11 protein-coding genes are annotated in these 13,581 nt (G+C 40.1%); 5 read left to right on the forward strand and 6 right to left on the reverse strand.

Features of this window, described 5'->3' with window-relative positions; all coding sequences use genetic code 11:
* Both SMUL_RS09760 and SMUL_RS09765 read right to left on the reverse strand, forming a co-directional pair.
* Window positions 1–375: a heat shock protein transcriptional repressor HspR gene (locus SMUL_RS09760; protein ID WP_025345085.1), complete on the reverse strand. Its 375-nt coding sequence runs from the start codon at window positions 373–375 to the stop codon at window positions 1–3.
* An 18-nt stretch (window positions 376–393) separates the two neighbouring features.
* Window positions 394–1,281, reverse strand: a complete 888-nt coding sequence (locus SMUL_RS09765; RefSeq protein WP_025345086.1) for a DnaJ family protein — start codon at window positions 1,279–1,281, stop codon at window positions 394–396.
* A gap of 171 nt (window positions 1,282–1,452) precedes the next feature.
* Between SMUL_RS09765 and SMUL_RS09770 the strand changes: the two genes are divergently transcribed.
* The 4 genes from SMUL_RS09770 to SMUL_RS09785 all read left to right on the forward strand — a co-directional run bounded on the left by SMUL_RS09770 (window position 1,453) and on the right by SMUL_RS09785 (window position 5,296).
* Entirely contained in the window at window positions 1,453–2,874 is a 1,422-nt protein-coding gene (locus tag SMUL_RS09770; RefSeq protein ID WP_025345087.1) for a Do family serine endopeptidase, read from the forward strand.
* Between the two features lie 63 nt (window positions 2,875–2,937).
* Window positions 2,938–3,618, forward strand: a complete 681-nt coding sequence (locus SMUL_RS09775; RefSeq protein ID WP_025345088.1) for a response regulator transcription factor — start codon at window positions 2,938–2,940, stop codon at window positions 3,616–3,618.
* Window positions 3,615–4,847, forward strand: a complete 1,233-nt coding sequence (locus SMUL_RS09780) for an ArsS family sensor histidine kinase (protein WP_025345089.1) — start codon at window positions 3,615–3,617, stop codon at window positions 4,845–4,847. Before SMUL_RS09775 ends, SMUL_RS09780 begins: the two co-directional genes overlap by 4 nt.
* 47 nt (window positions 4,848–4,894) lie before the next feature.
* Window positions 4,895–5,296 (forward strand): hypothetical protein, encoded by a 402-nt coding sequence (locus SMUL_RS09785; RefSeq protein ID WP_025345090.1) that lies wholly within the window; start codon window positions 4,895–4,897, stop codon window positions 5,294–5,296.
* Between the two features lie 18 nt (window positions 5,297–5,314).
* Here SMUL_RS09785 and SMUL_RS09790 read toward each other — a convergent pair whose 3' ends face one another.
* Together SMUL_RS09790 and secA are read right to left on the reverse strand one after the other, a co-directional pair.
* A complete protein-coding gene (locus SMUL_RS09790) occupies window positions 5,315–6,517 on the reverse strand; it encodes an ABC transporter permease (RefSeq protein ID WP_025345091.1) in 1,203 nt (400 codons plus the stop codon).
* A 9-nt stretch (window positions 6,518–6,526) separates the two neighbouring features.
* Entirely contained in the window at window positions 6,527–9,100 is a 2,574-nt protein-coding gene (secA, locus tag SMUL_RS09795) for a preprotein translocase subunit SecA (protein WP_407701815.1), read from the reverse strand.
* A gap of 131 nt (window positions 9,101–9,231) precedes the next feature.
* On the opposite strand from secA, the gene lolA reads away from it, so the two are divergent.
* Window positions 9,232–9,747, forward strand: coding sequence for a LolA-like outer membrane lipoprotein chaperone (gene lolA / locus SMUL_RS09800; RefSeq protein WP_025345093.1), 516 nt, complete (start codon window positions 9,232–9,234; stop codon window positions 9,745–9,747).
* Window positions 9,748–9,750: 3 nt separating this feature from the next.
* On the opposite strand, the gene SMUL_RS16685 is transcribed toward lolA, so the two are convergent.
* Both SMUL_RS16685 and nhaA read right to left on the reverse strand, forming a co-directional pair.
* A complete protein-coding gene (locus SMUL_RS16685; protein WP_025345094.1) occupies window positions 9,751–12,330 on the reverse strand; it encodes an EAL domain-containing protein in 2,580 nt (859 codons plus the stop codon).
* 51 nt (window positions 12,331–12,381) lie between these two features.
* On the reverse strand, window positions 12,382–13,569 hold the full coding sequence (gene nhaA / locus SMUL_RS09810) for a Na+/H+ antiporter NhaA (RefSeq protein ID WP_025345095.1): 1,188 nt from the start codon (window positions 13,567–13,569) through the stop codon (window positions 12,382–12,384).
* Between the last annotated feature and the right edge of the window lie 12 nt (window positions 13,570–13,581).

Here is a 13,581-nt window from a genome sequence, read left to right on the forward strand (position 1 = left end):
CTATTCCCCAAATAAAATGATCTCGTAACTGTTTTTATGTTTCACCAAAGGATTTTTGGTTTGCGTACTTTTTTTCGTAAGCCCACTGAGTTCCATGCGTAAACTCTCCACCAATACTTCAAAATCATCGATTTTATCTTTGAGCTGCATAATGATGTCAACACCAGCAAGATTGACCCCAAGATCGCGTGTAAGGCGCTGAATCATCTTGATTTTGTCAATATCTTGTTGTGAATAAAGCCTCATCTTCCCATCGGTCCTTGAAGGCCTAACAAGCCCTTCTCGCTCATACTGGCGAAGTGTTTGAGGGTGAATGGTTAAAACTTTTGCGACAACACTGATCAAATAAACCGGTTCTTCATACCCATGATGCATGGCATACTCCTCGTAAGTTTAATGTGGTAAATGTTCTTCCAACAGTGCTTTTAAGGAGCTATCCAAAGAAGCAAGAGGAGGAAGAACGATGTTAGCCACTAAGTACAAATCACCTTTACTTTGCGTTTTACGGTTCAATGCACCATACTCTTTGACTCTAAATTTTTGTCCATTTTTCGTATCTTCTTTGACTTTGAGGGTAATCTCTTTATAGAGCGTATCCACAGCGATTTTACCACCAAAAAGAGCTGTTTTAAGCGGGATATCAATGCTCTTTACCAGATCATCACCTTCTCTGGTATATTCAGGACTGGAGGCGACTTCCACACTTAAGATAAGATCGCCCTTTTGACCTTGAAACGATTTACCTTTCTCTTTCACGCGCATCTTTTCGCCGTTTTTGATGCCAGCAGGAATTTTGACATCAAAACTTTCATTGTTGTATGAGAGCGAATGTTTGCCACCTAAAATAGCCACATTGAAAGGAATAATAATTTTAGCACTGACATCTAAGTCTGGCTCACTAAACCCACCAAAACCGCCGCTACCAAAGCTTCCAAAGCCGCCTCGCCCACCACTGCTAAAGCCTCCAAATCCACCGCCGCCTCCGCCACCGAAGATGCTACGTAAAATATCGTCTAAATTCGCACCCCCTTGTGCATTGGCAAAATCGTGGAAATTCTGACCGCCAAACATGCTATCGCCGTATTGGTCGTACTGACGACGTTTTTGCTCATCACTGAGGATTTCATAGGCAGCATTAATTTCTTTAAATTTCTCTTCCGCCCCTGAATCTTTGTTGATGTCAGGATGGTACTTACGCGCTAATCTTCGGTAAGCTTTTTTGATCTCTTCCGCACTCGCATCGACGGCGACATCTAATGTTTCATATAAGCTCTTACTCATGAGTGTTAACCTTGTTTTGGACTCTTTTTATCCATTAATATTTATAGCGATTATACCATAAAAGTTTAGTCTAGATCAATCAACTTCCCTGCTTCTTAACTTAATATTTACTTTATGTTTACCTCTCTCCTTTATAATTCCATAAGACAAAGATTTCAAAGGAGTTTGACTATGAAAAAAATAATTTTACTATCGCTTGTTGCATCACTATCCCTCTTTGGCGCGACGATTGACATCGCTCAAATGCCTAAAGATTCTGAACGCAAAGATGCCACAGCTTCCAATGTGATCCTCTCTTACAATACCGCTATCAAAGAGGCTAAGAAGAGTGTTGTCAACATTGCAACGACGAAAAAAAGTAAGCAAAACGACCAACTCAATGAACTCATGCAAAATCCGTTCTTTAAAGAGTTCTTTGGAAATAAGATGCCTGAACTCAAACAACAAGAACGTAAATCGCACTCTTTGGGTTCAGGTGTCATTATCTCCGCCAATGGCTACATCGTTACCAACAACCACGTCGTTGAAGGGGCGGATGAGATTGTCGTAACGCTTCCCGATGATGAAAAAGAGTATAAAGCTAAAGTGATCGGCGAAGATCCTAAAACTGATCTAGCCGTTGTTAAAATCGAAGCGAAAGATCTCCAAGTAGCTAAATTTGGCGACTCGTCTAACCTCTTAGAAGGCGATCTTGTTTTTGCCATTGGTAACCCTTTTGGCGTGGGTGAGACGATCACGCAAGGTATTATCTCCGCACTCAATAAAAACAATGTCGGACTGAATCAATACGAAAATTTCATTCAAACTGACGCTTCCATCAACCCTGGAAACTCGGGTGGTGCGCTTGTGGATAGCCGAGGGGCTCTCATTGGTATAAACAGCGCGATTCTCTCCAAAACAGGCGGAAATAACGGCATAGGCTTTGCCATTCCTTCCAATATGGTGCAAAAAATTGCAACCTCTTTGGTCGAAACAGGCAAAATTGAGCGTGGATTTATGGGTGTTTCCATTTCCGATCTTACCAATGATCTTAAAGAGCTGTATGAGAACAAACAAGGCTCCGTTATTTTGATGATCGAGAAAAATTCGCCTGCTGAAAAAGGGGGACTTCAAGTCTCCGATCTGATTCTTGAAGTGGATGGCATCAAAGTGAAGAACTCTAATGAGCTCAAAAATACGGTTGCAAGCATTGCGCCCGATAAAACCATTACCATTACGTATGAGCGTGATAAAAAAGTCAAAACAACCAAGATCAAACTTGCAAAAATGGATTCAGAAGAGGTAGTGGCAAGCAGTGATGGCAAAGCGACAACAACGCCTATTGAAGGGCTAAGTCTTTTGGAAATCAACGATAAAACCAGAGCCCAATACCAAATCCCCAAAGAAGTTGAAGGCGTGCTTGTTCTCGAAGTCAAAGAGGACTCGAAGGCTGAAAAAATGGGCTTTAGAGAAGGCGACATCATTATCCAAGTGGAACAGATGCACATCACCTCTCTTAAAGATTTAAACAGCGCAATTAAAGCACATAAAAACAGTAAAAAACGCGTTATCATCAACCGTCAAAACTACCGTGCTATCCTTGTAATGCCCTAATATTTAGGAGGCAAAAGCCTCCTAAATAGGCTATAATATCCTTTACATGTAAGGAGTGGGTTGATGACAAATGTTTTGATGATCGAGGATGATTTAGAACTTGCCGAGATTTTGATGGAGTATTTAGAACCGTTTGATATTGCTATTACCATCGCGGACGATCCTTATCTTGGACTTTCAACCCTTGACACTCAAAAATTTGATCTTGTTATTTTAGACCTCACGCTTCCAGGACTCGATGGTCTTGAAGTCTGCACAGAGATACGCAAACACCACAGTATACCGATCATCATCTCCTCTGCACGCACTGACATTACTGACAAGGTGACTGCTTTGGAAAATGGTGCCGATGACTATCTTCCAAAACCTTACAATCCAAGGGAACTTCAAGCACGTATTATGAGTCTACTTCGTCGGCAAAAAGGGTTGATTCCTACCGAACAGAGTGTGCAAAAACCAAAAGATTTGATCTTGAATGAAGAGCAGATGAACATTGTGTTACAAGGGAAACAGCTGCATCTTACCGCTGCAGAGTATGGTATTTTAGGCTATTTGATGAAAAAAGAGGGCGGTGTGGTTTCAAGAGAAGAGCTTATTTATAATATCGAAGCGATCAGCGAAGAGACGACCAATAAAAGTATCGATGTGATCATTGGCAGAATTCGTCAAAAACTGGGTGAAAACCCTAAGGAGCCTACGTATATCCATGCAATTCGTGGTGTGGGATACAAATTTTTACAATGACAAAATCTTCGATTTTCTACAGTATCACCTTTATTTTTTCCATCAGTATTGTCAGTATTTTTTTAGCACTCCTTTTTTTGCTGGAATATGACAAGCAAATGTATACGGAAAAACTCAATATAAAATACTCCATTATCTCGCGTGCAACGCTTTTTCACCTGAATAACTTTATCACCAATGATGAGCTTAAAAGGCAGGTACAAGGGTACCAAATGCGTGAAATTACCGATAAAGAAGACAAAGAGCAAATCATTCAAAATGCACAAATTATTCAAAAAATTGCTGATCGTATTGGTACGAGTGCTATTTTGCGCTACGAGAGTAACCACTACCTGCACATCGAGACGAAATACGCTTCCTTGCTTCTTAAAGATGAAGATTTTCAGCCCTACCGCTATGATCTGATTAAAGTCATTTTTGGTGTTGTTTTTGCCATTATTATCATCGCGTACATTCTCACCATCCGTAAACTAAAGCCTCTTCGTAAACTCAAACGCCAAATGGACCGTTTTGCAAAAGGTGATCTTGATATCAACTGTAAAACCGATGGGGAAGATGAAATTTCTCAAGTCGCCAATGCTTTTCACAATGCCGTTGAACAGATCAATAAACTCAACCACTCCAGACAGCTTTTTTTACGCAACATTATGCATGAGCTCAAAACACCGATTACCAAAGGGCGCATTAGTGCGGAGATGCTTGAAAGTGGGAAACAACGTGAGCGACTGATTGGTACGTTTGAGAAACTTGAACTTCTGATTAACGAATTTGCCTCCATTGAGCAGATCACCTCAGGTGAAGGACTTAAAAACATTAAACCGTATCGTCTGGTGGATATGCTCGATGAGGCAATTGATCTTGCGATGATCTCGCCTTCACAGATTGAGATCGAATTGGATGATGAAATCATTTTACATGTAGACTTTAGACTCTTCACGACTGCGATGAAAAATGTGATCGATAATGGGATAAAATACTCCATTGACCAAACCATTAAAATTGTTGCGACCAAAGAAGCTATTGCTTTCATCAGCCAAGGAAAACCCCTAAAATACGATCTTGAGCACTATTTAGAGCCTTTTGTTCAAGAAAAAAACTCTCATCAAAGTTTTGGTTTAGGGCTTTATATTGTCTATCACATTATCAAAGCCCATCATCTTAGCTTTACTTACGAACACAAAGAGGGATATAATTATTTCAATTTTGAAAAAATTGAAACGTTAGCATAGATTTTACAGTACAATTAAACACACAGTAGGAATATAAAGGAGTTTTTATGTCTGGTATCACTTTTTCAAAAATCAATCTTTCCCATCTTATTGATCACCATATCGCACTATTAGAGCGCTTTGGTATTAAAGACGAAGTTCCTTTTTCACTTATCTTTTTTTCCTTGGAAGAGCGTAAAGAGATCGATAGTTTAGAGATGTTCCAACGCATTCTTCGAAGAACTGATGCTATTTTTAACCACAGTAACCACTACGTTGTTATGCTGACAGGAACGGATTGGAATGGTGCTACAGAAGTGCTCTCAGGGATTCAAAACTTCTTAGATCAAGAACCTTTTGATAACGTTGTCACCTACCCAGAAGATGGTGCTGATGCCAAAGCACTTTTACACAGACTCCGTGATTTAGTGGAAACAAACTGCAATATTAAAACCGATCTTTTAAAGTAGGCTTTTTAAGCCTACTTCCTACTCATTTCGAAGGGTATCTAAAACGTTAATTTGCGTCGCTTTATAGGCAGGATAATACGAAGAGAGTGCTACAATCACGCTGGTTCCAACCACCGTTAAAACAAAATCCAGCATAGAGAGATCCAGAGGCAAGCGTGCTGTGCCATAGACATCTGCAGGCAGAGAGATAATGTCAAATGAACCTAAAACAAAAAGGGCTAAAGAGCCTAAAAGAATGCCAAACACCATTCCCCCTCCCCCAATGACTAACCCAAGGTAAAAGAAGGTATTTTTTATCTCTTTCTTATATGCTCCAAGGGAGAGTAAAAGAGCGATTTCTTTACGCCTGTTCATTACCGTCATCAAAAGAGAACTGATGATGTTTAAGGATGCGATCAAAATAATCAGCATTAACACAATAAAAAGTGCGCGCTTTTCAAGGGCAAGGGCTGCAAAAAAGTTACCATTCATCTGCCACCAACCGACAATACCTAAATCATCAGGAAGCACTTTACGGATTTTTTCAATGTCTACTAAAGGATTATCCGAATAGATATGAACACCATCAAAATGTCCCTCATCGTACTGCATCACTTGCGCCAAGGATTCCAGCGTAGTGTACATGTAAGCTTTATCATACGCCATCAACCCTGAACGAAAAGAGCCTTGATAGTTAAAGCGTTTCATCTTCGGAATGAGGCTCATGCCACCTGGATCGTTTTTTGTGAAAATAAGTGTTGCTTTTTCGTCAGGTGAAAATTGGTGGGTTTTAGCGATCTCACTGCCCGTAATGAGGTCGTATTTATCCAGTGTTTTACCCTGAATCGCCTCAGCAACAATGGAATTAATCTTCGCTTCTTGCTCAAAATGGACTCCAAAGAGCATTCCACCTTCTAAACGATTGCCTTTTTTAATAATCACTTGCGTCGAAATATAGGGGCTAAAAAGAAGTTTGGGAAATTGCTCTTTGAGCGTATTGAGTTGCGCTTGATCCACAGGCGAAAAACTACGCGAATAGATGGAGAGTGGATAATTCATCGTAAAGAGTTTCTTTTCAAACTCCTTATCAAATCCATTCATAATCGCCATGGCAACCATCAAAACAGTCAGTCCAATCGCCACACCAAAAAATGCTAAAAGCGAAATAACGGTAATAAAAGGTTGTGACTTGTCAAATCGCAAATACTTTTTGACAAGGTAGAGACTCAGATTTTTTTGCACCCTATTCCCTTACGCTAAAAGCCCTTTTTTAGGACCACTCTTACCACAACACTGTTTATACTTTTTACCACTTCCGCAAGGACATGGCTCATTACGCGCTGCTTTTTTATCTTTTTCATCTTCTTCGTCGGCATAAGGACTTTGATGTTGAAGTGTGGCGTTAGCATTAGCGGCTTCCATTCTTCGAATCATCTCTTCCATGGCACGCTTCTCTTCTTCTTCTTTGTTGTCACGCAGTTGAACGATATGCAGTGTTCTAAAGCTCTCAAATTTGATCTGCTCTACCAGTTCAATAAAGAGGTTATAGCTCTCTTTTTTGTACTCCGTTAGTGGATCTTTTTGGTTATACCCACGAAGTCCAATACCCGTTTTTAAGATGTCCATTTGATACAAATGGGCTCTCCACGCATTATCAAGTACTTGAAGGTATAAAATACGCTCAATCTCTTGGCGTTGCGTTGCATCCACCACAGACATTTTTGCATCAAAAATTTTCTCTAATGATTCTAAAATAAACGTACGCAATGTGTCAAAGTCTAAGCCCTCTAAAGAACTACGCTCAAAGGTTTCATTGAGGTCATCTTGAAGAACCAAGATAAGACGTTCTATGTTGTATTCACTCTGAGCAATGCCCTCATAAATCTCTGCTTTAAAGAGCAAATTGGTCACAAATTCAAAACGAATCTCTTTAATTTTGGTATCAATATCGAACGTTGGATTTAAAAGTTCATTTCTAAAGTTGTAAATCGTTTTACGTTGCTTATTGGCAACATCGTCGTATTCAAGGAGGTGTTTACGAGACTCAAAGTGAAGTGCTTCCACTTTCTTCTGTGCATTTTCAACGGCGCGCGTCACCATTTTAGACTCGATGTGTTCACCCTCTTCAATGCCTAAACGCTCCATAATCGCTTTGATACGATCGCTTCCAAAAATCCGTAATAGATTGTCTTCCAAACTTAAATAAAAGCGACTTTTGCCGTTATCGCCTTGACGACCTGAACGTCCACGAAGCTGATTGTCGATACGACGACTTTCATGACGCTCTGTACCAATGATATAAAGACCTCCAAGGGCTTTAATTTCATCCTCAAGCTTGATGTCGACACCACGACCTGCCATATTGGTTGCAATCGTTACAGCGCCTTTGACACCTGCATCCTTAATAATCTGCGCCTCTTTTTCATGGTTCTTCGCATTTAAAACCGAATGTGGTACTTTTTCTTTTTTCAAAAGAGCATGCAGTAGCTCACTTTTCTCAATCGAAGCGGTACCGACAAGAACCGGCTGCCCTTTTTCATGGCACACTTTGATGTCTTTGATAACGGCTTCAAACTTCTCACGCTCTGTTTTATAGATAAGATCGTTTTTATCTTCTCTACGCATTGGCACATTGGTAGGAATCGAGATAACTTCAAGATTATAAATCTGAGCAAATTCGGTCGCTTCAGTTTGAGCCGTTCCAGTCATACCTGCTAGTTTTTTATACAGTCTAAAGTAGTTTTGAAAGGTGATGTCAGCTAAGGTTTGTGACTCTTCTTTGATCATAACACCCTCTTTTGCCTCTAGGGCTTGGTGCAGTCCTTCAGAAAAACGTCTTCCTTCACTTAAACGACCTGTAAACTCATCAACGATGATGATTTCACCTTCGCGAACCACATAATCCACATCGGCTGTAAAAAGGTAACGTGCTTTGAGCGCTTGATCGAGATGATGGGAAAGTACCGCATTATCAAGGCTGTAGAGGTTATCGACACCGAAAAGTTTTTCAGCATTGCTAATACCATCTTCCGTCATTAAAACCGTTCTGTTTTTTTCATCAATCGCAAAATCAGTCTCTTTGGTCAGCTGTTTAGCAACGCCATCAGCAATTTTATACCCATCAAGTGTGCGATTTGCAGGACCTGAAATAATCAAAGGCGTACGCGCTTCATCGATTAAAATAGAGTCCACTTCATCGACGATAACAAAGTTATGGGAACGTTGAACTTTTTCATCCAAAGAGTAGCGCATATTATCGCGCAAGTAGTCAAAACCAAACTCATTGTTGGTTCCATACGTAATATCACTATCGTACTGCGCTTTACGTTTGGCATCGTTTTCAAGGTCATTGGTCACAACACCCACACTCAGACCTAAGAAGTTATAGATACGTGCCATATCCGCCGCATCTCTTTTAGCAAGATAATCATTGACGGTAACAACATGCACACCCTCACCCGACATGGCATTTAAGACAACCGGAAGTGTTGCCACAAGGGTTTTTCCTTCACCGGTTTTCATTTCAGCGATGTCGCCACCGTGTAACACCAAACCACCGACCATTTGGACATCAAAATGGCGCATTCCTGTCGTTCGTTTGCTCGCTTCACGGGTCATTGCAAACACATCATTTAAAATAGCATCTAAGGTTACTGTTCCTGCTTTGACATCGACTCTTAAAGCATTAAAGGCTTCTAACAAGGCTTCATCACTCATCTTTTCATATGTTGGCTCTAAGGCATTGATCTTTTTTACGCGTACTTGGTGCTCTTTAATAACGCGATCATTTTTAGTGCCGAAAATTTTACGAACAATATTACTCAACATCATGTGATTTCACCTCTATTTTCTTTACTTTTATAGCATAAGTTTCTCTTAAAACTTGGGATTTTATCATACTTTTACTATCTATTTGATAAAACTCCATATCTTATTTATCATCTCAAGGAGTCTTTATGCGTTTTTTTGGAATGTTACTCTTTTTAACCACACTCCTTTTTGCTAAAATCGAGCACTTTAAAACGATTCAAAGTGATTTTACTCAAAAAGTAACGAACGATCAGAATAAAACCATTGTGTATGAGGGAACGTTTTACGCAACCAACGACAAAAAAGCACTGTGGATTTATGAAAAACCTGTCTCTAAAAAGATCTATTTTAATAACACACGCGTTTTAATTATTGAGCCGGAGTTAGAGCAAGTAATTATTACAACGCTTGAAAATACGCCAAATATTGCCCAATTGTTGCAAGAGGCAAAAGAGGTTACACCAAACAGGTACATTACCCACTATCAAGAAACAACGTACACCATTCATACGCAAAAAGAGCAGATTGAAAAAGTTTCTTACCGTGATAAACTCGATAATGCTGTCGAAATTCTCTTCACCAACCAATCCACCAATCTCTTTTTAGATGAGGAACTTTTTCGTGCAGAAATCCCAAGAGGCTACGATATTGTCCGTGAATAATCTTTACATGTAAAGATTTTCTGGCGGTGTTGGCTTTCCAAAGAAATACCCTTGGAAATAGTGACACCCCATGGCTTTGAGTCTTTCAAACTGCTCTTCGCTCTCAACACCTTCAGCGATCACTTCCATATTGAAATTTTTACCAATAGAGATGATCGTCTCTACAATCAAAGCATCACTGCGATCGGTGAGAAAATCCCGAATAAACGATTGATCAATTTTAAGCTCATCCACATTCAGATGCTTTAAATACTGCAAACTCGAATATCCTGTTCCAAAATCGTCCAAAGAGAGGGAGACACCTAAGGCTTTGAGTGCTTGTATCTTCACAAGTGCTTTAGCACTATCTCCAATCAAAAGGCTCTCCGTAAGCTCCAAACGAATCAACGAAGGCTCAATCGCTGTCTCGTTTAATACGCTCTCCACCACGTGGACAAAATCTTCGCGCTCAAACTGCTTGGTGCTGACATTGATGGAGACGCGCCATTGTGACTTTTGGGCATCTTTTTCCCAGCGTTTCACTTGCATCATCGCTTCGCGTAAAACCCACTGCCCTAGGGGTACAATCAGACCTGATTCTTCACATAAGGGAATAAACTGCCCAGGAGGAATCAGCTCTCCTGTAGCTTTTTTCAAACGAATCAGTGCCTCAACGCCGATAACATGCGCGTTTTGGTCAACTTGAGGTTGATAATAGAGTAAAAACTGTTTCGAATCAATTGCGTCTCTGAGTTGTTGGAGCATAGAAGATTTTTCTTCCATGACTTTTTGGATGTAAGGATCAAAAAAGCGAATCGTGTTACGTCCATCACTTTTAGCCGTATACATCGCACTATCGGCGTGACTCAGTAACTCCTCAGCACTCTCGTTCCCATCAAAAAGCCCAATGCCAATACTCACTGTCATATAAAAAGGATGCCCATCAATGATAAAAGGCTCTTTGGTCGCCAACAAAATTTGCAACGCAATTGCTTCGGCTCTCTTAGCGGCTTCTTCAAGGACATTGCCTAGATTGGGAAGGAGTAGCGCAAACTCATCACCTCCAAAGCGTGCAATACTATTGTTCTCCTTCGTATAAGACTCCAACCTCTGCGCCATCATCACCAAGAGTTTATCGCCTGTTTCATGACCTTTGAGATCATTGATGGATTTAAAATTATCCAAATCCATAAAAAGAAGCGCCCCAAAAAGGACGTTCAGTTTATTTGTAGCAATACAAAGCCTCATTTGCTCGATTAAGAGAGCTTTATTGGCAAGATGCGTCAGCGAATCATAATACGAGAGTTTTAAAATGCTCTCTTTTTGCATAAAGGAATTAATAGCAAACCCAATATCACCGGCTAACTCCTCGATCATAGAGCGCTCTTCGGAACTAAATCCTTCTGGAATGGTGGTGCAAATGCTCAAAACCCCTAACGCCGTAAGGGTAAATCGATCGCTTTTCAGTGCCGTAACATAGGCTTCACTCACGTGATGACGACGCATGGTTTCTTGGCAGCTTTCAGGGACATCTTCACTCGCTCTGGTGATGATACGAAATCCACCATTGCTAAAAACAGCCTCTTCCATGGCATTAATCTCATGCTCTTCATCAAAGCCTCGTGACTCTTTTACATGTAAATCACCGTTCTCATACAACGCGATTTTAACATGGGCAAAAGAGTCATTGGCAAAAAGGCACAACGCTGTTTCATAAAGTAACTCTTCGAGTGTTTGAGTGGTAATAAGAATTTGGTTACTATCGGCAACCGTGCGTAAAACAGAATAGAGATGTTGCTGATGAGTGTATGCTTTTTCAAGTTCAGCACTTTTTTGAACCAATGTTTTTGTACGCTCAATGACCAACCCTTCAAGCTCTCTTTTTTGTTCAACATCGCGCTTGGTAAGCTCTCGAATTGCAATATACATTAAAACGAGCAAGGAAAACATAACCAAGGAGCTAAAAAGTACCTCCTTCAAAAAAAAAGAAAATACTTCATCAAACAGAATGTTTTTAGGAATTTTTATACTCGTAAGCCCTCTTACTTCATTCAATTTATACCCATACGCATTTTCATAGCGATTGGCAATATAAGGTAACACTTCACTCTTCTGTCCATGACACACCAAACAATACGCTTGAATCCGAAGAGGTGATGCAAAAAAGAAAAACTCTTTATCACCATCTTTAATCAGCGCTATACTCTCGTTTTTATCGGGGTTTTGATTGAAATAAGTAATGGCGTTTGTCTCAAGCGCATCCGCTTGGTTAATCGCATTTCGTGGACGATCCGAAACATTGTGCATGCGAATGCCTTGCGTCGAGCGTTTCAAAAACTCCTCACTGATATGAGAAGAGGCATGGGCAGGTAGAAATCCAATCGTAGAATCGTTAAGATCAATCCCACTTTCTAAAAATTGTTGATGATACACATAGCGCATAGATGTAAAGTAGTCTTGAAGGGTTTTTGCTTTGGAGTAAGCACGCATCTGCGCTAAATTTTCAGCTTGATGATAGAGAAAAAAGACGATAAGCGTATTGGCACATAAGACACAAAAAGCAATAATCCAAAAAAGACGTTTGCTAAGATTGAGCTGTCTCATGCAAATCCCCCTATTGCTCCATTACAAGACTTTCTTAGATTGTAATATCTCTTAACTTAAAGTGTCTTGTATCTTTTGAGGCATACTGTGTAAGTAAAGATACCCTACGATTCCTGAGAGAAACGAGCCCAATAAAATGGCTAATTTATCAGCATAATGGAACAAATCCGTATCATTGTAAGCTAAGGAGTTAACAAAAAGGCTCATCGTAAAACCAATGCCTGTGAGAATGGCTACACCATATAGCTGCTTAAAATTACTACCTGTAGGTAAAGAGGCAAACCCGAGTTTAATCGCAAGAAAACTAAAGCCAAAAACACCCACTTGCTTACCCAGGAAAAGCCCTAAAATAACGCCCAAAGAGACATCAGAAGCAATAGCAGAAGGGGCAAGATCTTTAAGATCCACACCCGCATTTACAAAAGCAAAAAGAGGCAAAATAAAGAAAGCAACCCAGTAATGTAGGTCATGTTCCATCTCTTTAAGCATTGAGAAATGCTCACCTTTTCGCGTTGTCGAATACAGAGGAATACAAAATGCCAACACAACCCCCGCAATGGTGGCATGAACTCCTGATTTTAAAACACTAATCCACAGCACAATACCGACTAAAATATAGGCGGCTTTTTTGATGACTTTTAACTGATTCATTCCCACTAAAACGACAATGGAACCTAAAGCAATGCTAATCGATACGAATGATAAATCACTGGTATAAAAGAGCGCAATAATCACAATCGCACCTAAATCATCAATAATAGCAAGTGCCATTAAAAAGATTTTTAAAGAGACAGGAACACGGTTTCCGAGTAAAGAGAGAATACCCAAAGCAAACGCAATATCGGTTGCCGTTGGAATCGCCCACCCATTCATAGCAAACGCATCTGTATGGTTAAAAAATGTAAAAACAAGCGCAGGAATGATCATACCACCCAGTGCTGCAATGGCGGGCAAAGCTATCTGGCTTTTAGATGAAAGTTCACCTTCTAAGACTTCGCGTTTGACTTCAAGACCTATTAGGAAAAAGAAAATCGCCATTAAACCATCATTCACCCATAAAAGCAGTGGCTTAGCAATGCCAAATGTTCCGATACTGATATGCACAGGCGTATGAAGAAAATGGGTATAGGCGTCGGTTAAAAAACTATTTTGAAGAAGCAGCGCTAAAAGTGTTACCGCAATGAGAAGAATGCCAGAAGAGGACTCTTTTTTAATAAACTCTTCTATCGTTGAAAACATAATGACCCCTTT

Origin of the sequence: Sulfurospirillum multivorans DSM 12446 (assembly GCF_000568815.1) — a bacterium.
In the GTDB taxonomy this organism is placed as follows: domain Bacteria; phylum Campylobacterota; class Campylobacteria; order Campylobacterales; family Sulfurospirillaceae; genus Sulfurospirillum; species Sulfurospirillum multivorans.